Source organism: Ruminococcus sp. RTP21358st1_G6_RTP21358_211008 (genome assembly GCF_040908885.1).
Classification (GTDB): Bacteria; Bacillota; Clostridia; order Lachnospirales; family Lachnospiraceae; genus Blautia_A; species Blautia_A faecis.
In genome coordinates, this window is record NZ_JBDGDM010000066.1 from 1 (window position 1) to 20,364 (window position 20,364).

A 20,364-nucleotide genomic window follows, 5' to 3' on the forward strand; every position below is an offset into this window, starting at 1 on the left:
CAAAACTGATTACTAAGACCTTGGGATTTGATACGAAATCATATGTAAGGAAAAGTAATCAGTAAAGGGAGTATTTAATATAGATTCCTTTTCCCCTTCAGGAATTTTTGTACCTTGAAAATTGTATATTGTTTTACATACAGGACGTGAAGATATGTAGAGCCACTAGGTAAATCCGCCATGATATATCTGCTCTGTTAATGGAGTAAATACGAGGAAATGCTGAAATATAACATTGAAGTAAAGGTATGGAGCGAGAAGAATTTGACAAAATGTGTAGCAGCTGCACAGGGCGACGAAGCATATCTGTGATAATGATACTTCCAGAAAAAATCTGGTCATATTTAATGACGGTGCAAAACCGATGTGGGCAGAGTACTGAACTGCCACCTGTATTGTAATTTTATCTGCCGATGACAGTGTATAAAATTGTAAATTGTCATGGGCAGATAAAAATGTTTTGTCCAAAGAGAAAAGGAGGAGAGAAGAGTGGCGATTAAAATTGAAAAAGGTAAGATTCCAATTTGGGAAAAATATATGCTTACGGTGGATGAAGCAGTGCAATATTTCGGAATAGGTGAAAAGAAAATAAGGATGCTTATTTCGGAACATCTAAATTCAGAATGTTGCTTTACAGTCCAGGTGGGGTGTAAGTCATTGATTAACCGTAAGAAATTTGAGGCCTTTCTGGATCAGACTACGTCTTTGTAAAAAATATACGAACAATTTAGCACTTTAAAGTGGAAATGTTAGCCCTGGTATGATATAATACCTATATCGTGCTAGGGCTTCTTCGTAGAAAGGGGCGAAGACGTTTGGGTAAAACAAAACGTGACCAAAAACGACGAGATAAAAAAGGTCGAATTTTACGAAACGGAGAAAGTCAGAGAAAAGATGGAAGATATGCGTTTGTATATACAGATTGTTATGGAAAGCAGAAGTTTTTGTATAGTTGGAAATTAGAGCCAACAGATTCTCTGCCAACTGGATGCAGACCATGCTTAGCTCTAAGGGAAAAAGAAAAAAATATCCAAAGAGATTTACATGATGGTATAGTACCTTACGGAGGAAATTTAACAGTTTTGGATTTGGTTCAAAAATATATTGGACAAAAAAAGGGGGTTCGTCATAATACTCAGGCGAACTATGATTTTGTGATCAATATAATAAAAAAAGAAGAATTCGGAACCAGAAGAATAGATAAAATAAAATTGTCGGATGCAAAAGCATGGTTTATTAAGCTGCAAGCAGATGGAAGAGGATACAGTTCCATTCACAGTGTGCGTGGAATTGTAAGACCTGCATTTCAGATGGCAGTTGAAGATGATTTACTGCGCAAGAATCCTTTTGAATTTCAATTATGTACAGTTGTCGTAAATGACAGTGTTACAAGACAGGCAATTACAAAAGAACAGGAAGAGTTATTTCTGGAGTTTATCCGAAATGATGACCATTACTCAAAATACTATAATGGAATGTTTATTTTGTTTAAGACTGGACTTCGTATTTCTGAGTTTTGTGGATTGACAGTGAAAGATATTGATCTTCAGGAGAGAAAAATCAATGTGAATCATCAGCTTCAGAGAACCAGAGGAATGCAGTACGTCATTGAAGATACCAAAACTTCAAGTGGAACACGAATGTTGCCGATGACAGATGAAGTTTATGAATGTTTTGAACAGATTGTGAAAAACCGTAAAAAAGTAAGGGTTGAGCCGATTATAGATGGATATAGTCGATTTTTATTCCTGGATAAAAAAGATATGCCTGAGGTAGCACTCCATTGGGAAAAACATTTTCAGTGGGCGTTAGGAAAGTATAATCGTACTCATGAGGAACAAATGCCAAAGATCACGCCTCATGTATGTAGGCATACATATTGTTCCAATATGGCGAAAGCTGGAATGAATCCGAAAGCACTCCAATATTTAATGGGACATTCTGATATAGGGGTTACGTTAAATGTATATACGCATCTGGGATTAATTGATGCAAAAGAAGAGATGAATAGGATTGCAAAACTGGCATAGTATGATAAAATAATAGAAAAAAGAATTAAAAATAATCTGATTATAAGGTTCTTAGAAAGCCTGTTTTCCAGGCTGGTTATTACTAAGAAGTTACTAAATTTGGATAAGAAAATATACGAATTTATGCTGTGATATACAGGAAAATGACAGGATTGAAGATTATCGGAAAATGCCTGTAAACAGCGTAAATACAGCATTTCAAGGAGTTTTAAGCAATGATAAGTGTGCTATTTGTCTGCCACGGCAATATCTGCCGCAGCCCAATTTCTGAATTCGTTATGAAGGATATGGTTACGAAACGAGGCATCAAGGCTAAATTTTACATTGCGTCTGCAGCCACCAGTACAGAGGAAATCTGGAATGGAATCGGGAATCCGGTTTATCCGCCGGCAAAGCGGGAATTGGCAAAGCATGGGATTTCCTGCGAGGGGAAAAGAGCGGTACAGATCACCAAAGCAGATTATGGAAAATATGATTATATTCTGGGAATGGAAGAGAGAAACATTCGGAATATCTTGCGAATTGTAGGAAAGGATCCGGAAGGGAAAGTGAAGCTCTTACTGGATTATTCAGATAATCCCAGAGATATTGCTGATCCGTGGTATACGGGGGATTTTGAATCTACTTATAGAGATGTAGTAGAAGGCTGCGAAGGATTTCTTGCGTATCTGGAGAAAAATGAGAAGATATAGGTTGGAAGAGTATACGCAATATGATAAACGTAATGATGAAATAAAAATAGTAAAAACAAAAAAAACAATGCAAAAATGTGCGTTTTGAACATTTTCTATTCCCTATTCTAGTGACAATTTTATTCAACAGGACTACAATAACCTCAATTTAAGAATTTCGCAATGACGTTCTAATGCAATAAAAATATCATTAGAAAACACGTCTCATAAAATGTCAGAGGCGTGTTTTCTATATGATAAAACTTTAACAAAAATACAAAAAAACGGAAAATTGTGTTGATTTTATCCCTCAGATATGTATAATATAGGATAAGGAAAAAGGGAATCAATCCGGTTCCATTCCTTTGGTTTTGTACCATAGAGGCTGTGACCGCAAGTAATATTCTTTGATATGTATTACGGTGAGATGCGGACTGAAGCTATAAATCTGCATTCGCAGATGAATTCCATTTTAGAGAAAAGAGGTTAAGTGTAAGATGGCAAAAATCGATTTAACAAAGTATGGTATTACCGGAACTACAGAAATTGTTTACAACCCCTCTTATGAAATGTTATTTGAAGAGGAGACCAAACCAGGTCTTGAGGGCTTTGAAAAAGGACGGGTCAGCGAGCTTGGCGCTGTTAACGTTATGACAGGTATTTATACCGGACGTTCTCCTAAAGACAAATATATCGTAATGGATGAGAATTCTAAAGACACCGTATGGTGGACATCTGACGAATATAAGAATGATAACCATCCTGCATCACAGGAAGCATGGGAAGCAGTGAAAGAGATCGCTAAGAAAGAGCTCTCCGACAAGAGACTTTTCGTAGTTGATGCATTCTGCGGTGCTAACAAAGATACCCGTATGGCAATCCGTTTCATCGTTGAGGTTGCTTGGCAGGCACACTTTGTAACAAACATGTTCATCCAGCCTACAGAAGAAGAACTGAAAGACTTCGAGCCAGATTTCGTTGTTTACAACGCTTCCAAGGCTAAAGTAGAGAACTACAAAGAATTAGGTCTTAACTCTGAGACAGCTGTAATGTTCAACATTACAAGCCGTGAGCAGGTTATCGTCAATACATGGTATGGCGGAGAGATGAAGAAGGGTATGTTCTCCATGATGAACTACTATCTGCCGCTTAAGGGCATCGCTTCCATGCACTGCTCTGCAAATACAGATATGAACGGTGAGAACACCGCTATCTTCTTCGGCCTTTCAGGAACAGGTAAGACTACACTTTCTACAGATCCTAAGAGACTCCTTATCGGTGATGATGAGCACGGCTGGGACGACAACGGAGTGTTCAACTTCGAGGGAGGCTGCTATGCTAAGGTTATCAACCTTGACAAGGATTCTGAGCCGGATATTTACAATGCAATCAGGAGAAATGCTCTTCTTGAGAACGTTACACTTGACGCAGAAGGAAAGATTGATTTCGCTGATAAGAGCGTTACAGAGAACACTCGTGTATCTTATCCAATCAACCACATTGAGAAAATCGTTCGCCCGATTTCTTCCGCACCGGCTGCTAAGAATGTTATCTTCCTTTCCGCAGATGCATTCGGAGTACTTCCTCCAGTATCTATTCTGACACCAGAGCAGACTCAGTACTACTTCCTGTCTGGATTCACAGCTAAACTTGCTGGTACAGAGCGTGGAATCACAGAGCCTACACCTACATTCTCAGCTTGCTTCGGACAGGCATTCCTTGAACTGCATCCGACAAAATACGCTGAAGAGCTGGTTAAGAAAATGGAGAAGAGCGGAGCAAAAGCATACCTGGTTAATACAGGATGGAATGGAACCGGAAAACGTATCTCCATCAAAGATACTCGTGGTATTATCGATGCAATCCTCAGCGGCGCTATCTTAACAGCACCGACTAAGAAGATTCCATTCTTTAACTTTGAGGTTCCTACAGAGCTTACAGGCGTTGACACAGGTATCCTTGATCCTCGTGACACATACGCTGATGCTTCTGAGTGGGAAGTTAAAGCAAAAGATCTTGCAGATCGTTTCGTTAAGAACTTCAAGAAATATGAAGGAAATGCAGCTGGTAAAGCACTTGTTGCAGCTGGTCCTCAGGCATAATCATTTAAGATTATTTATGGGTCTGCCGTATTTACGGCAGGCCCTTTGTTGTTTATACTGGCAATATTTATAAAATGTTTTCTATGAATAAAGAAAACAACCATCACAGCTTGTTGCTATTCACTGTTAACGTCTCGCGAGGAGTTTTTTTGGTGAACAAAGTTTAAAGCAAATACGAGAATTACAGCGCGAAATCATGTGAACATGATTTCTGTGCATCGCGAAGCGTGCTGCTGTGAAGGTCGTGAACAGTAATAACAGCTTTTATTGCAAGGGAAAATTGTCGATAGAAAATCCTTTACAAACACATTCATATCTTATATACTATCCATACAGCAACTCAAATGGAAGCCTTATCTATTTCTAAATATCTGCTTCCATCTTTTATTTCAAATACGGATCATTTGCAGTGCACAGCAAGGTCAGTATTCGTTAGGGCATTTCGCCCGTTTTTATCAAGAAAGGAATTATATATGAGCAGAGAGTATGAGGTATTTGTGGAGAGTCTGCGCCAATCTCTAATGGAACGGCTTGGACTTAATGAGAAACAGATTTACTTTGAAGAACGGGACGAAAATGGCATGACACCAAACGGCGACCGGCTGTTTGTAGAGTGCAATGCGTCTTCAGTGGGAAAAGAAGTCTGCGGAATTCACACGGAAGAGCTTTTTGAGGATTATGAGGATGGTGTTTCACTGGAACAGATTGCAAAAACAGTGGAAAGTGAAATACGTAAATTAAAAACAGCTGGATTTTTTGAGAAAACCAAAAATCTGAATAACTATGAAAAGGTGAAAAATGATCTTTTTATCCGAGCACTTAATGTAGAACGCCATGAACGGGAACTGTCGAAGGCAGTATACCGTGTAGTGGGCGATATTGCACTTGTGCTATACATGCAGGTGGGAAATTTGGATGGCCGGATCAGCAGCATGAAAATACGCATGGATAACATAAAAGAATGGGGAAAGGATGAAAAGACAGTTTTTGACGCAGCTCTTCTAAACACGTATTTTATTTCGCCGCCTAGAATTTTTTATTGGGAAAAACTGGTCTACAATCCAGATTATGATGGAGAATGCTTCATGGATCTGAACCATGAATTCTATCTGACAAGGGACAGCATCGGAAGCTGTCTGAGCACTGCCAGAAGGACAAACGGAGCCGTTGCAATATTCTTGCCAGGCGTGGCCAAAAGGCTTGCAGATCTGATGGATGCAGATTTCTATATGGTTTTTACGAGCATTCATGAGGTGATGATCCACAACGCTGATCATTCCTATCCGGAGGATCTTGAAAATGTTTTGAGAGAAACTTTGCGGGAGGCAACTCCGGAAGAAGATTTTCTCACGGACAAAATATACAGATATTGTAGAGAGACCGGAGATTTTCTGATGTATAAAGGCACCGTATTTATTGATTTAAACAAGTTGAAATCTGACAGTGAAGAGAACGGATAAACAGATAGAAACAAGTGTAGTTACGTCATTTTCGGACTTTTTGTACAATGGGTGTTTTCGGCAGAAATTTTGATTGCAAAAAAGAACTGCAGTCAGATTGTAAACCAATCTGCTGCAGTTTCTAAAAACCAAATTATGAATTTCTATCCGAGAATTGCGGAATCGTTGGAGAACTCTTCTCCGCTGGCTTCCTCAAATTTATCAAGAAGCTGTTTTACGGTAAGCTTTTTCTTTTCTTCTCCTTGGATATCAAGAATGATTTTTCCGTTCATCATCATGATCAGGCGGTTGCCGTGAGCAATGGCGTCCTTCATGTTATGTGTGATCATCAGTGTAGTAAGGTGATCGCGGTTGACAATCCTGTCTGTGATATCCAGCACCTTGGCAGCTGTTTTGGGGTCAAGGGCTGCGGTATGCTCATCAAGAAGGAGAAGCTTTGGCTTCTGAAGGGTTGCCATGAGAAGCGTAAGTGCCTGTCTCTGACCTCCGGAAAGAAGACCTACCTTAGAGGTAAGACGATCCTCAAGACCAAGATTCAGGATCTTCAGAAGCTCTTTGTACTCTTCACGTTCGGCTTTTGTAATACCAGAACGAAGAAATCTTGTTTTTCCGCGGCGTTTTGCAAGAGCAAGGTTTTCTTCAATACCCATGGTAGCAGCAGTTCCGGTCATGGGATCCTGGAATACACGTCCCAGATAAGCTGCTCGCTTGTACTCGGAAAGTTTGGTGACATCTGTTCCGTCAATGATGATCTGTCCCTCGTCTACTGGCCATACACCGGCAACTGCGTTCAGCATTGTGGATTTTCCGGCACCATTGCCGCCGATGACAGTAACAAAGTCGCCTTCATTTAATTTCAGGGAAAGCCCGTTCAGAGCCACCTTTTCGTTGATGGTTCCTGGATTAAAGGTTTTATATATGTTTTTGATCTCAAGCATTGTTCTTACCTCCGCGTTTTGCTGGTTTTGCGAAATATTTTCCCTTCCAGTAAGGCACTGCCAGGAAGACAGCAACTACAAGTGCAGACAGCATTTTCAGAAGGTCAGTGTCGATACCCATCCAGATAACAGTCTGGAGAACCAGATAGTAGAGAATGGAACCAAATGCTACGGCCAGAAGACGGAGCGCGAAATTGCGGAAAATACGGCTGAAAATCGCTTCGCCGATAATAACAGCAGCAAGTCCGATTACGATAGCACCACGTCCCATATTGACGTCTGCAAATCCCTGATACTGTGCAAGCAAGGCGCTGGAAAGAGCAACAAGTCCGTTGGAAATCATAAGTCCAAGTACTTTGCAAAAATCAGTGTTGATACCCTGTGCACGGGACATGTTTGGATTGCATCCGGTAGCACGGAGGGAACATCCAAGCTCTGTTCCGAAAAACCAGTAAAGAACTGCGATGATCACAACAATAAATAAAGCGACGATAAGAATTGTGTTCTGAGTGATCGGTACATTTTTTATACGGCGTAAGGAAATCAGGATCGGGTATTTATCAACGTTGATAGCCTGGTTTGCTTTTCCCATGATTTTCAGGTTAACAGAGTACAGGGAAAGCTGTGTCAGGATTCCGGCAAGGATGGCCGGGATTCCCATAAAGGTATGGAAAATACCGGTAACAAGACCAGCTGTCATACCAGCCAAAGTGGCAACTAAAAGAGATACCCATACGTTATGTCCGCTGGTCATCATCATGACGCAGACAGCACCTCCGGTACACATGGTACCGTCTACGGTCAGATCGGCGATGTCAAGGACACGGAATGTAAGATATACGCCAATAGCCATAATACCCCAGATCAGACCCTGGGCAGCGGCACCCGGAAGTGCCATGATTAAGTTTGCAATTTGCATGTCTTTATCCTCCTGCATGCGTGATTTGTTTGCTGGAGCGTGTTTGAAAAAACATTTTCGCAATTTGTACGCCCCACTGTGCGGTATATTTTGCCTGAATTCGGTTGTCGTAGCCCGTTACGACGACCTCACCCGGACAAAATCTTCCACAAATTGTGACACACATCTTGCAGAAAGCCTTTTACAAATACACTCTGGTGTTCACTGTGTGAACATCAACATTTGTTTTGTGGACAAATGTTTGAAAAAGACAGTTACTGGAATCTTTATAGTGTTTTGTATGTGGAGTAACTGGCTTTTTGTTATTTGCGTAAACAGAAATATTCATTTTGGAAGAAATGCTATTTTATGCATAATTATGCATAAAATATACTTAAAAATACATTCCTTCAGAAACGACACAAACAGCGAGAGAGGCTTCCCTTCCCGCTGTCTGTGTTGATTACTGTCAGAGTCTTTTGACAAGCTCTAAAAGCAACTGAATGTCTAAATTAACTGTCAAACAAATATGAAAATTTTTATTGTGCATTACTGCATATGTTATAAACCAGTAATTATTCTGCGTCAGCACCGATTGCAACATAGTCATCCGGAACTTCAATTCCCAGCTCAGCACAGATGTCTGCATTGTATTCTTTTGTGAAGTTTGGTGCATATTCGATTGGCATTGTAGAGATATCTTCACCATCTTTCAGAATTTTAACTGCCATTTCACCAGTTGCTTTTCCAAGATCATAGTAGCTGATGGAAAGTGTAGCAACACCGCATCCGGAGCAGATTCCTTCTTCACCTGCGATTACCGGAACCTTTGCCGGAAGGCAGATGTTGTTGATCAGCTCTGTGTTGGAAGCTGCTGTGTTATCGGTAGGAACATAGATAACGTCACTGTCTGCAACTGCATTTGTTACAACAGAAGAAATATCGTTGGAGTCAGAGAATGCGTAGTATTCGCAAGTGTATCCAAGATCTTCAAGAGCTGCCTTCACCGTATCAACCTGATACTGGGAGTTTGGTTCTGCGGAGCAGTACAGAAGTCCTACAGTCTTAGCATCCGGGAAAAGTTCATTCAGCATTGCTGCCTGCTGGTCGAGAGGAGCAAGGTCTGAGGTACCGGAAATATTGCCGCCTACAGTACCATCAAAATCTGTAAGGTCAAGAGCTACGCCATACTCTGTAACTGCAGTTCCAAGAATCGGGATATCGCTTGTTCCGGCAGCAGCTGCCTGAAGAGAAGCAGTAGCATTTGCAAGGATAAGGTCTACGTTACTGGATACGAAGTTGTTGATGATCGTACTACATGTTGCGGAATCACCCTGTGCATTCTGCTCATCAAATGTTACGTTTTCTTCGCCAAGACCTTCTTTTACTGCATCTTCAAATCCCTGTGTTGCTGCATCCAGTGCTTCGTGCTGAACTAACTGGCAGATACCAATATTGTATGTTTTCTGCTCTTCAGCGTGTACGGTTACTGTACCTGCAAGACCTGCTACCATAGCTCCGGTCAGAATTACTGACAAAACCTTTCTTTTCATATTTTATTTCCTCCTTAAAAAGTGTTTTCGTGTTTTAAAGTGCTTTTTCTGCTTTAAAGTATTGCCTGCACAAAATAATACCGCTTTAAAGCGTAAAAGTCAAGTCGCTTTTGTAATTTTTTTACATATCCTAATAGAGAAATAGTAGTTGAAAAGGAAATTTTGACATGCCATATTCTATTATGATTGACGCCGGGCATGGCGGCAACGACCCGGGAGCGGTATATAAAGGGCGCAGAGAGAAAGATGACAATTTTGCTCTGGCTATGGAGGTTGGAAGAATTCTGTCTGAAAACGGAGTTGATGTTTTATATACAAGAACTACAGATGATTACATTTCTCCTTTTGAGCGGGCAAGGCTGGCAAATGAGGCAAAAGTGGATTTTTTTATCTCTTTTCACAGGAACAGCAGCCCTGAGGTGAATCAGTATAATGGTGTAGAAGTGCTGGTTTATGATAAAAACGGAATTAAGTATGAAATGGCACAGAATATTGTAGGTGCTCTGGGCGAATTGGGATTCCGTGAAATTGGAGTTCAGGCAAGACCGGGCCTTGTTGTGCTGCGAAAAACAAAAATGCCGGCGTTGCTTATTGAAACCGGATTTTTAAATTCTGACAAAGATAATCAGCTTTATGATGAAAAAAATGCTGAGATCGCGCAGGCTATTGCCGGGGCGATTCTTGGAACTCTGGATCAGCAGCAGGGTGAAGAACCTTTGTATTACCGTGTACAGACTGGAGCTTTTCGCAAACGGGAAAATGCGGATCGAATGCTTTACTTGCTTCAGGAAAAAGGTTATCCGGCATATATTTTGCAGGATGGAGAACTTTATAAGGTTCAGGTAGGTGCATTTTTACAGCTGGATAATGCTATCCGTATGGAACAGAAATTGCGGGAGGATGGGTACTGTACGTTGATTGTGACGAAGTGAAAAGAAAGTAGAAAAAAGCAGGAAAAAAAGTTATAATGGAAAATCATAAGTGCAGGGGAAAGTCCTCTGGCAGAAAGAAGGAACAAAAGCGTGAATTATAATGAATTTATGAAAAATGTGGAGGAGTTTGTTTTTGCCGAGAGCCAGCCGGAAAAAGCAGATATCATTTTCGTGCCGGGAAATGGTTTCCCGGATATGGCAGAAAAAGCAGCTTCTTTATATAGAGAAGGATATGCCCCCTATATTTTGCCAAGCGGAAGATACAGTATTACACTTGGCAAATTTGCAGGTGTGCAGTCAAAAAAAGAAATATATGGCGGAGATTATGAGACGGAATGGGAATTCCTGAAAAATGTACTTTTGAAAAACGGAGTTCCGGAAGAGGCTATTCTGATGGAGAATCAGGCTACCTTTACCTATGAAAATGCAATTTTTTCCAGGCAGGTGACAGACCTTCACAAAATTCAGGTGAAAAAAGCGATTCTGTGCTGCAAAACTTACCATGCCAGAAGATCACTGATGTATTATCAGCTTTTATATCCGGAGACGGTAATTATGGTATGTCCGGCCTGCCCGGATGGAATTACCAGGGAGAACTGGAGAGAAACAGAAACTGGTGTGGAGGCTGTTACCGGCGAAATAGACAGGATTGTCAAGCAGTTTTGTTTAATGCTGGGAAATCGGTGAGATAAGAAAAATCCGAATGATCCGTTTTGGAAACATTCGGATTTTTACAATTGAAATCTACCGGAAATACCGGCATTTGCAGGCTTGCAGATTATGAAAAAATCAGCAGTATGACAGATTCATTTATGCGTCAGCAGCTTCTGGATTTTCTTTATGCTCTGGCAGCCAGATATGCACCAGTTCAATACGGTTCTTATCCAGTTCATCTACAACAAGATGCATGCCGTCTTCCAAAGTGACAGATTCGCCCTCGCGTGGGAGGCAGTCAAGCTGTTCAATAATATATCCGCCTACAGAATCGTAGTCCTCTGATTCAAGTTTGGTACCCAGTGCTTCGTTGACATCATCCAGTTTGGCAGAACCAAGAACTTCATACTCCCGTCCAGGCTGAATCTCACGGATCGGTTCTTCCTCATCTTCGTCATATTCATCACGGATTTCACCTACGATTTCCTCCAGAAGATCCTCAAGAGTGACAAGACCGGCAGTGGAGCCGTATTCGTCGAGAACAATTGCAAGGTTTACGGAAGCTTTTCTCATTTCCATCATAAGATCTGTGGTACGCTTATATTCATAAGTGAAATAAGGCTCACGGAGAATCTTACGGATAGAAAACGGTTCATTTTCCGGATAGAGAAGAAGATCCTTAATATTGATAATTCCAATCACATTGTCTGTGTTATCCTCATAAACAGGAAAACGGGTGTGCATATCTTCTTTAAAAATATCCATAAGTTCCTGATAAGTGGAATCCACGTCAATAAAAGTCATGTCAATTCTGGGAATCATTACATCTTTGGCAGCAGAATCACCGAAATCAAACACATTGTAGATCATCTGCTTTTCTTCCCGCTCGATAACACCGTTTTCCTGTCCTACATTTACCATAGAACGAAGCTCATGTTCTGTGATGGTGTCTTTCTTCGCATTGGGGTCAACACGAAGGAGAAAAAGAATGCCGTTAGCCAGTTTTCCCACAATGTAAATAACCGGGGTCAGTACTGTCATAAGCGCATATATAGGTCTGGCATAGGTGAGCGCCAGATCATCCGCTTTCAGTGTGGCAATGGTCTTCGGGGTGATCTCGCCAAACAGAAGTACCAGCAATGTCATAACGCCGGTAGCCACGCCGATATACATGCTTCCAAATACTTTCATGGTAAAAGTGGTAGCAAGGGAAGAGGCTGCAATGTTTACAATGTTGTTTCCGATTAAAATTGTACTGAGCATTTTTCCAGAATTGGAAATTATTTTCTCCAGGATAATGGCTCGCTTGTTTCCCTGTTCAGCCAGGGAATGGATCCGAATGCGGTTGGCAGCCGTCATGGATGTCTCCGCAGAGGAAAAGAAGGCGGACAACAGCACCAGAATCAGTATGGTGACCGCCTGTATAGGAACACTTGAATCCAAACTATATTCACTCCTTTTTTTATGTATTAAAAAGAATATACATGATTCAGGCTTAAAATGCAAGGAAAAAGCATTTGAGTTGTTACTGTTCCTGGTAACGTTCCGCGAGGTGTTTTTTGTGAACAAAGTTCACAGAAAACCCGAGAATTAAGTTTGCGTAGCAAACGCTACTTCTTGTGCTTGTCACAAGAAGGTTCGTTTTTCTGTGCATCGCGAAGCGCGTTACTGGTCACGGAATGAACAGTACTTTGAGTTTATGGATTGCGAAAAGTAACGAAAAAAGTGGAATTAGGGGTGTCGAAAAAAGAAGAACTGTGTTATAATTCAGTTCGGTAAAAAAATAAATTATTACAAAATATTTACAAAAGAGTAAAGATTTGATATAGTGTAGGTTAAGGGCTGAATAACTACTGTGAATCACAGTGTGAAAATTCACCTGTTTATAATTTTAGATTGATTTTGGACAGTTGTACTGCCTTTGGATTATATAGATTTTATGATTGATGTGGATTTGGCTAGAGTGTGTTTGAAAAAGGCTTTCTGCAAGATGTGCGTCACAATTTGTGGGAGATTTCGCTCGAATGAGGGCGCCGTAGCGGGCTACGGCAACTGAATTCGGGTGAAATCTCCCGCAAAGTGGGGCGTGCAGATTGCGGGAATGATTTTTCAAACAGGCTCTAGGGATGTGGGCAGTTACATTTAATATACATATTATGACAGAGGTGCCAGGATGAAAAAGAAGAAAAACGTTATGTACAGAAAAAGCGTATCATTACTTGCGGCAGCTGCGATGACAGCAGTACTTATGACAGGACAGGTTTATCCAGTAGTTGCATGGGGGCAGAATACAGAGACCAGACTTGAGAAATCCAGTCTGATTCCGGATAATATCACAATTGATCAGCCGATTGCTCTTTCGGAGGTGACATTGCCGAAAAGTGATTATGGAACGCTTTCCTGGGCGGATGATTCTTATATACCGGATAAAAGAGTGCAGACCTGCGAAGTAGTATTTAAACCAGCAGCAGACGTGGATCTTTCTTATATTTCCGGATGGGATTCTGAGAAAAAAGTTGTGAAAGGTAAGATCACAGTTGTTGTCAGCAGCATAGAAGAGAGTTCTGAAGATCAGCCTTCTGATACTGCTGCAGATGTGGAAACAGGTGACGAGAGCAGTGAAGCATCTGTCCCGGACGACACAACTTTTGACAATAAAGATACAGATATAAAATCTGATGATGCGGCAGTTCCAGGTGAGAATCAGCAGAATGATTCAGAAACTTCAGGGAAGACAGAAGATCAGACTGAGAATGCGGAAAACAAGCAGAACAGTGAAGCAGATAAGAAAGAAGAAACTATCGAGAGCACTCCGGCTTCTAATGAAGCAAAATCTGAAGACAACACCGAAGCTGCTGCGGGAATTACAACCCCGGCAGAAAAAACAGAAGCAGCGGCTCCTGCAATGGAAGAAACTGTAGATTCTGAAGATATTCAGGAGGAAGCTGCAGAAGAGTCAAAAGCTGATACAAGTTCATATACAGCTGCAGAAGAGTCAAAAGCTGATACAGGTTCAGATACAGCCGCAGATAGCATAGAGAGTACAAATTCTGATAATGGTGAGGATGCAGCATCTGACAATGTGCAGACCGCAGATTCCTCAGATGATACTGGAAAACTGAACGAAACTTTTGGTGAGATGATGCCTGGTGCTACCATTCTTGATGGTACAGGGGATTCTGGAAAAAATGAGAACACAGAAGAGAAAAAAGATACCACAGATACAACAGACACCACGGATGTAAAAGACACAACAGACCCTACAGAGGATGACCAGAAAAATATATTTGATAATCCTCTTGACTTTACCACAGCGGATACAAGACCGGCAACTGCTGAGGACGATCTCACAGAAGAAGAGCAGGCTGCAAGGGCTGCTCAGAATCATAGTTGTGAGGGAATTTCTGTATCAGGCATAGATCTTCCCTGGTATGTCCAGTTCCAGGTGACCAGTGGTGAAAATTACGAATTTAAAAATGAAGATAATGCTACGATCTTCCAATCCTATGAATTTAAATTATGGGATCTGAAGAATAATACAGAGTATGAAATTCCGGATGGACAGTATGTAAGCGTAACGATTCCTGTCAAAGAAGGATATAAATATTCGATTGAGCATCTTCTTGATAATGGTGCGACAGAGACCATTATTCCCAGTGTAAACGGAAGCACCATGGTATTCAGCACACATTCTTTCAGCCCGTTTGGAATTGCAGGTTTTCGTCCAATCGTAGGAGAGGACATTGCAAATGGAGCGTATGGCGATGGAAGTACACCAACTCCTACACCTACTGTGACGATCAGTGGAACACCTATCCCGTCTCCATCTGTGACCGGAGCTGGTACGAATGGAACAAATGGATCCGGAACGGGTAAAACGGATAGCAATAGCGGAAATGAAACTGGTGGAAATACAGGTGATTCAAATGGAATCAGCAATGGAAATACAAATGGCTCTTCCAATGGGACTTCAGGAACCGGAAATGGTGGTTCTTCATCTGGTACCGGAAGCTCTGACGACAGTGACAATTCCGGAACCAGCAATACACCAGGTGCGGCATCTGATGGAACTGTAAATCCCGGTACAACAGATGGCAGTTCTTCAAATGGAACAGGTTCCAGTACAAACGTGGGACAGACTGCAGGAAACACTGCAGGAAATACGGCTAATACCTCAAACGGAAATAACGGTCAGAGTCAGAATTCAAATGCGGTAAAGACTGGTGACAACACCATGATCCTTCCTTTTGTGATTCTTGTGATTGCTGCTGCCGCTGTGATCATTATTGTAATTGTTGTCCGCAAAAAGAAAAGATAAAGCAGACAGGATAATTAAAACGGACATTCATAATCCATGAATAACGAAGCCAGCCCTTCCATATATTACATATGGGAGGGCTGTTTTTATGAAGGTAAGAGTCATTTTAAAATCTTTACTTTTTTCCTATGCAGTTACCGGAGCGTTTCTTTTGCTTCTGGCATTCCTTTTATTCCAGTTTGACCTGGGAGAAAAGCCTGTGTCAGCAGGAATCGTAGCTGTGTATATTTTGTCCTGTTTTTCAGGAGGCTTTATGTCAGGAAAAATCCTGCGCACAGATAAGTATTTATGGGGAATTCTGGTAGGGGCTTTTTACTATTTGCTTTTGATTACGGTATCTTTTGTAGTGCAGGGAAAATGGGATATGAGTCTGGTACATGCAGTTACTACTTTTTTCATGTGTCTGGGTGGTGGTGCTCTTGGCGGGATGTTGTCTTAGAGCATGTTTGAGAAATCATTCCCGCATTTTTTGCAAAGATTCCCACTCTGTCCAATAAAAAATGCTTTAAAAATAAAAAAAAATATGATATACTAGGCAAAGATTATATACATAAGGAGGCTAATACTATGCAGCATATCAAAACATTAAATACAAAGAACCTGCAGAACACTGTAAAGAAAGGCGGCTGCGGCGAGTGCCAGACATCATGTCAGTCCGCATGCAAGACATCCTGTACAGTAGGAAACCAGAGCTGCGAGAACAAATAAGTCGGGCAACTGGAAACGTATGTAAGCAGCGGTGTAAAAGCCGCTGCTTATTCATGCAATAGGAAAGAATGAAAGGATATACTAACATGAGTCTGATTCACCGTTATCAGAACAATGGCTACAACATCGTGCTGGACATCAACAGCGGATGTATCCATGTTGTGGATGAAGTGACCTACGAAGTACTTCCTTATATGGAAGAAGGTCTGGACACAGCTGCCATTGTAGGAAAACTGGGAGATCAGTTTTCAGAAGAAGATATTAAGACATCAGTGGCAGAGTGTGAGAAGTTGAAAGACGATGGCATGCTTTTCACCAGAGATGTATATGAGAATGCTATTGATACATTTACCAAGAACCGTCAGACAGTGGTGAAAGCTCTCTGTCTGCACATCGCCCACGATTGTAACCTTGCCTGTCGCTACTGCTTTGCAGAAGAAGGAGAGTACCACGGAAGACGAGCTCTCATGTCTTTTGAGGTAGGGAAGAAGGCACTGGATTTCCTGATCGCTAATTCAGGCTCCAGACACAATCTGGAGGTGGATTTCTTTGGCGGCGAGCCGCTTATGAACTGGCAGGTTGTTAAGGACCTGGTAGCATATGGCCGTGAGCAGGAGAAAATTCACAATAAAAAATTCCGCTTTACCCTTACTACCAACGGTGTTCTGCTGAACGATGAGGTAATGGAATTTTGCAACAAAGAGATGGGAAATGTGGTCCTCAGTATTGATGGCCGCAAGGAAGTTCACGATTTTATGCGCCCATTCCGCAAAGGGGCAGGAAGCTATGATCTGATCCTTCCGAAATTCCAGAAATTTGCAGAGTCCCGTAACCAGGACAAGTATTATGTAAGAGGAACCTTCACTCATCATAATCTTGATTTCTCTCAGGATGTTCTTCATCTTGCAGACCTTGGATTCAAGCAGATTTCCGTGGAGCCTGTAGTGGCAGATCCATCTGAGGAGTACGCACTTCGGGAGGAAGACCTGCCGAAGATTATGGAAGAATACGATCTTCTTGCGAAAGAGATGATAAAACGCGAGAAAGAAGGAAAAGGCTTTAATTTCTTCCATTTCATGATCGACCTTACCGGTGGTCCCTGCGTATACAAGAGACTCTCCGGATGCGGAAGCGGCACAGAATATCTTGCCGTAACTCCATGGGGGGATTTTTACCCATGCCACCAGTTTGTTGGAGAAGAAGAATATCTGATGGGAAATGTGGATGAAGGGATTACGAGACCTGACATCCAGAAGGAATTCGGATGTTGCAATGTTTACACTAAGCCAGCCTGCAAGGATTGCTTTGCAAGATTCTACTGCAGTGGCGGATGCGCAGCAAACGGATATCATGCCCATAAGGATATCAGAAGCAATTATGAAATCGGATGCGAGCTCCAGAGGAAGCGTGTGGAGTGCGCCATCATGATAAAAGCCGCACTGGCAGAAGACTGATAGCACTTCGCCAGCTGCGAAGATTTCTGTCAGCCCCTGCTTTTGCGAAAAACAAAAAAGAAGGGACAGAACAATGAAAAAATCAAGAGGTATCTTAGTCCTGATCCTGACTGCCATCGTTACCGTATTCTTCTGCTATACGGCTGCTGTAGGTATTGGCCCTACAGGAACCGGTGCCATGAAGAATATCAAGACCGGACTTGATCTGGCTGGTGGTGTCAGCATTACATATCAGGCAAAGGACAGCAACCCAAGCAGTGAAGACATGAGCGATACTGTGTACAAGCTGCAGAAACGTGTTGAGCAGTACAGCACAGAGGCTCAGGTATATCAGGAAGGCTCTGACCGTATCAATGTAGAGATTCCTGGTGTAACAGATGCAAATGCTATTCTGGAAGAACTTGGCCAGCCAGGTTCCCTGTGCTTTATCACACAGCAGGATGATGATGGAAACGCAAACTTCCAGGCAGATTCCAGCAGCGAGACCGGATACTCTCTGGCAAGAAGTCTTGATGAGATCCGTGCAGCCGGCTCTGTGGTTTTGGAAGGTACAGATGTGGCAGATGCTACAGGCGGTGCAATCCAGCAGCAGAATTCCAGCAGCAGAGAGTACGTGGTAGACCTGACTCTTACAGACGAGGGCAAAACAAAATTCGCAGAGGCAACTCAGAACAATGTTGGAAAACAGATCGCGATTATCTATGACAACGGCGTATTAAGCGCTCCAAGAGTAAATGAAGCCATCACAGGCGGTAAGGCACAGATCAGTGGTATGGAAAGTGTTGAGAGAGCACAGGAGCTTGCTTCCTATATCCGTATCGGATCCCTGAGCCTTGAACTGACAGAGCTTCGTTCCAGCGTTGTAGCTGCACAGCTCGGTGAAGAAGCAATCTCCACCAGCCTTATTGCAGGTCTGATCGGTCTGATCATCGTAATTCTGTTTATGATCATCGCTTACCGTGTACCTGGTGCAGTTGCAGGCCTTTCCCTGATTTTCTACACAGCGACCATTCTGCTTACCTTAAATGCATTTGACATTACCCTTACGCTTCCGGGTATTGCAGGTATCATCCTTGGCATTGGTATGGCAGTAGATGCGAACGTTATTATTTATGCACGTATCCGTGAGGAGATCGGTACAGGCTCTACCGTAAGATCCGCGATCAAAGCTGGTTTCTCCAAGGCTTTTTCCGCAATCTTTGATGGAAACATCACAACCCTGATCGCAGCATTCGTTCTGATGTGGCTGGGTACTGGTTCTGTTAAAGGATTTGCATATACACTGGCACTTGGTATTGTGATTTCCATGTTTACAGCTCTGGTATTTTCCAGACTTGTGATCAATGCATTATATGCAGTTGGCGTTCGCGATGAGAAATTCTATGGAAAGACTGAAGAGAAGAAAGTCATTAACTTTGTTGGAAAGAGAAGATTATGCTTCACCCTTTCCATTATCCTGATCCTTGCCGGACCAGCCACTATGCTGATCCACAAGGCTACAGGCGGAAAAGCCCTGAACTACAGCCTTGAGTTTTCAGGTGGTACTTCTACCAATGTCACCTTTAACGAAGATATGGACATTAAGACCATTGATTCTGAGGTTACACCTGTAGTGGAAGAGGTTACAGGAGATAAGAATGTACAGCCTACTAAGGTTGTTGGAACAAATCAGGTTATCATCAAGACACGTTCCCTGAATCTTGACGAACGTGAGGCACTGAATAAGGCACTTGTTGACAAGTTTGGTGTAGATGAATCCCTGATCCAGGCAGAGAGTATTTCCTCCACTGTCAGCAACGAAATGAGAAGAGATGCTGTAGTAGCCGTTTTTGTTGCCACTATTTTCATGCTTCTTTACATCTGGTTCCGTTTCAAGGATATCCGTTTTGCAGGAAGTGCGGTACTTGCACTTCTTCATGATGTGCTTGTTGTCCTTACATTCTATGCGATTTCCAGAATTTCCGTAGGAAATACTTTTATCGCTTGTATGTTGACTATTGTTGGTTATTCTATCAACGCCACGATCGTTATCTTCGACCGTATCCGTGAGAATCTTCACGGAAGCAAGCGCGTAGATGAGCTCGAGGAAGTGGTGAATAAGAGTATTACACAGACACTTACCAGAAGTATTTATACTTCCCTTACTACCTTTATCATGGTAGCTGTTCTTTATATCATGGGTGTATCTTCCATCCGTGAGTTCGCAGCTCCGCTGATGGTTGGTATTATCTGCGGTGCTTATTCTTCTGTATGCATTACCGGAGCTCTCTGGCTGGTAATGAAAAAGAAAATTGGCGGCGGACAGGCTCAGACTGTAAAAGCTACAGCTGGTGCTGCTCCGGTTAAACAGTCTGTTTCAAGTGCAAAGGCACCAAGTGCTCCAGCTGCAAATGGACAGACCCAGCCGAAGAAGAAAAATCGTAAGAGAGTTCAGGAGCGTCTTGCAGCCCAGGAGGCGGCTAAGAATGCTGAGAATGGTTCTTCTGAGGAAGACAGATAATTAAATGAACTTAAGCCAGGACAGGTGGAAACATCTGTCCTGGCTTGCTTTTTATGTAAAATTCTATTACTATTTAGTGGGTTGAAAAGTTCTTTAGGAGGGACGCATTTGGACAATGTGTATTACTCACTCGCCGGCGCAACGCT

General features: G+C 42.1%; 18 protein-coding genes and 2 pseudogenes. 14 read left to right on the top strand and 6 right to left on the bottom strand.

What is annotated here, in order from left to right:
• Nucleotides 1-489: 489 nt before the first annotated feature.
• The 5 genes from AB5Z12_RS18750 to AB5Z12_RS18770 all read left to right on the top strand — a co-directional run bounded on the left by AB5Z12_RS18750 (nucleotide 490) and on the right by AB5Z12_RS18770 (nucleotide 6,263).
• Complete coding sequence (locus AB5Z12_RS18750; protein ID WP_021650362.1) at nucleotides 490-711, top strand: excisionase; 222 nt, start codon at nucleotides 490-492, stop codon at nucleotides 709-711.
• Nucleotides 712-815: 104 nt separating this feature from the next.
• Nucleotides 816-2,030 (top strand): site-specific integrase, encoded by a 1,215-nt coding sequence (locus AB5Z12_RS18755; RefSeq protein WP_044960653.1) that lies wholly within the window; start codon nucleotides 816-818, stop codon nucleotides 2,028-2,030.
• Nucleotides 2,031-2,245: 215 nt separating this feature from the next.
• Nucleotides 2,246-2,722, top strand: a complete 477-nt coding sequence (locus AB5Z12_RS18760) for a low molecular weight protein-tyrosine-phosphatase (RefSeq protein WP_173719208.1) — start codon at nucleotides 2,246-2,248, stop codon at nucleotides 2,720-2,722.
• A gap of 476 nt (nucleotides 2,723-3,198) precedes the next feature.
• The gene (gene pckA, locus AB5Z12_RS18765) at nucleotides 3,199-4,803 is read left to right on the top strand and encodes a phosphoenolpyruvate carboxykinase (ATP) (RefSeq protein ID WP_118578493.1); all 1,605 of its coding nucleotides are present in this window, start codon (nucleotides 3,199-3,201) and stop codon (nucleotides 4,801-4,803) included.
• A 473-nt stretch (nucleotides 4,804-5,276) separates the two neighbouring features.
• The gene (locus AB5Z12_RS18770) at nucleotides 5,277-6,263 is read left to right on the top strand and encodes a DUF5688 family protein (RefSeq protein WP_195392186.1); all 987 of its coding nucleotides are present in this window, start codon (nucleotides 5,277-5,279) and stop codon (nucleotides 6,261-6,263) included.
• A 143-nt stretch (nucleotides 6,264-6,406) separates the two neighbouring features.
• Here AB5Z12_RS18770 and AB5Z12_RS18775 read toward each other — a convergent pair whose 3' ends face one another.
• The 3 genes from AB5Z12_RS18775 to AB5Z12_RS18785 are packed head-to-tail and all read right to left on the bottom strand — an operon-like array spanning nucleotide 6,407 to nucleotide 8,286.
• On the bottom strand, nucleotides 6,407-7,201 hold the full coding sequence (locus AB5Z12_RS18775; RefSeq protein WP_118578495.1) for an ABC transporter ATP-binding protein: 795 nt from the start codon (nucleotides 7,199-7,201) through the stop codon (nucleotides 6,407-6,409).
• A complete protein-coding gene (locus AB5Z12_RS18780; RefSeq protein ID WP_118578496.1) occupies nucleotides 7,194-8,120 on the bottom strand; it encodes an ABC transporter permease in 927 nt (308 codons plus the stop codon). Before AB5Z12_RS18780 ends, AB5Z12_RS18775 begins: the two co-directional genes overlap by 8 nt.
• Nucleotides 8,121-8,124: 4 nt before the next feature.
• Entirely contained in the window at nucleotides 8,125-8,286 is a 162-nt protein-coding gene (locus AB5Z12_RS18785; protein WP_306467811.1) for a DUF6783 domain-containing protein, read from the bottom strand.
• Between AB5Z12_RS18785 and AB5Z12_RS18790 the strand changes: the two genes are divergently transcribed.
• On the top strand, nucleotides 8,215-8,562 hold the full coding sequence (locus tag AB5Z12_RS18790) for a DUF6783 domain-containing protein (protein WP_334304078.1): 348 nt from the start codon (nucleotides 8,215-8,217) through the stop codon (nucleotides 8,560-8,562). The two genes, AB5Z12_RS18785 and AB5Z12_RS18790, sit on opposite strands and share 72 nt — an antisense overlap.
• 112 nt (nucleotides 8,563-8,674) lie before the next feature.
• On the opposite strand, the gene AB5Z12_RS18795 is transcribed toward AB5Z12_RS18790, so the two are convergent.
• The gene (locus tag AB5Z12_RS18795) at nucleotides 8,675-9,652 is read right to left on the bottom strand and encodes an ABC transporter substrate-binding protein (protein ID WP_173715881.1); all 978 of its coding nucleotides are present in this window, start codon (nucleotides 9,650-9,652) and stop codon (nucleotides 8,675-8,677) included.
• Nucleotides 9,653-9,819: 167 nt separating this feature from the next.
• On the opposite strand from AB5Z12_RS18795, the gene AB5Z12_RS18800 reads away from it, so the two are divergent.
• Together AB5Z12_RS18800 and AB5Z12_RS18805 are read left to right on the top strand one after the other, a co-directional pair.
• Nucleotides 9,820-10,584, top strand: a complete 765-nt coding sequence (locus AB5Z12_RS18800; protein WP_118578498.1) for an N-acetylmuramoyl-L-alanine amidase — start codon at nucleotides 9,820-9,822, stop codon at nucleotides 10,582-10,584.
• A 108-nt stretch (nucleotides 10,585-10,692) separates the two neighbouring features.
• Nucleotides 10,693-11,271: a YdcF family protein gene (locus tag AB5Z12_RS18805; RefSeq protein WP_118578582.1), complete on the top strand. Its 579-nt coding sequence runs from the start codon at nucleotides 10,693-10,695 to the stop codon at nucleotides 11,269-11,271.
• Between the two features lie 123 nt (nucleotides 11,272-11,394).
• Here AB5Z12_RS18805 and AB5Z12_RS18810 read toward each other — a convergent pair whose 3' ends face one another.
• Nucleotides 11,395-12,681, bottom strand: a complete 1,287-nt coding sequence (locus AB5Z12_RS18810) for an HlyC/CorC family transporter (protein ID WP_173715882.1) — start codon at nucleotides 12,679-12,681, stop codon at nucleotides 11,395-11,397.
• Nucleotides 12,682-13,129: 448 nt separating this feature from the next.
• Nucleotides 13,130-13,291, bottom strand: a pseudogene (locus AB5Z12_RS18815) (DUF6783 domain-containing protein); the annotation flags it as partial.
• Here AB5Z12_RS18815 and AB5Z12_RS18820 point away from each other — a divergent pair.
• The 6 genes and pseudogenes from AB5Z12_RS18820 (at nucleotide 13,229) to secD (ending at nucleotide 20,218) form a co-directional block, all read left to right on the top strand.
• Nucleotides 13,229-13,384, top strand: a pseudogene (locus AB5Z12_RS18820) (DUF6783 domain-containing protein). The pseudogenes AB5Z12_RS18815 and AB5Z12_RS18820 sit on opposite strands and share 63 nt — an antisense overlap.
• Nucleotides 13,385-13,432: 48 nt before the next feature.
• Nucleotides 13,433-15,556 (top strand): hypothetical protein, encoded by a 2,124-nt coding sequence (locus AB5Z12_RS18825; RefSeq protein WP_368368732.1) that lies wholly within the window; start codon nucleotides 13,433-13,435, stop codon nucleotides 15,554-15,556.
• Between the two features lie 88 nt (nucleotides 15,557-15,644).
• A complete protein-coding gene (locus tag AB5Z12_RS18830) occupies nucleotides 15,645-15,995 on the top strand; it encodes a TIGR04086 family membrane protein (protein WP_195379903.1) in 351 nt (116 codons plus the stop codon).
• 128 nt (nucleotides 15,996-16,123) lie between these two features.
• On the top strand, nucleotides 16,124-16,264 hold the full coding sequence (gene scfA / locus AB5Z12_RS18835; protein ID WP_021926839.1) for a six-cysteine ranthipeptide SCIFF: 141 nt from the start codon (nucleotides 16,124-16,126) through the stop codon (nucleotides 16,262-16,264).
• A gap of 68 nt (nucleotides 16,265-16,332) precedes the next feature.
• Nucleotides 16,333-17,718 (top strand): thioether cross-link-forming SCIFF peptide maturase, encoded by a 1,386-nt coding sequence (gene scfB / locus AB5Z12_RS18840; RefSeq protein WP_368368733.1) that lies wholly within the window; start codon nucleotides 16,333-16,335, stop codon nucleotides 17,716-17,718.
• Between the two features lie 73 nt (nucleotides 17,719-17,791).
• Nucleotides 17,792-20,218 (top strand): protein translocase subunit SecD, encoded by a 2,427-nt coding sequence (secD, locus tag AB5Z12_RS18845; RefSeq protein WP_195379905.1) that lies wholly within the window; start codon nucleotides 17,792-17,794, stop codon nucleotides 20,216-20,218.
• The last annotated feature ends 146 nt before the right edge of the window (nucleotides 20,219-20,364 follow it).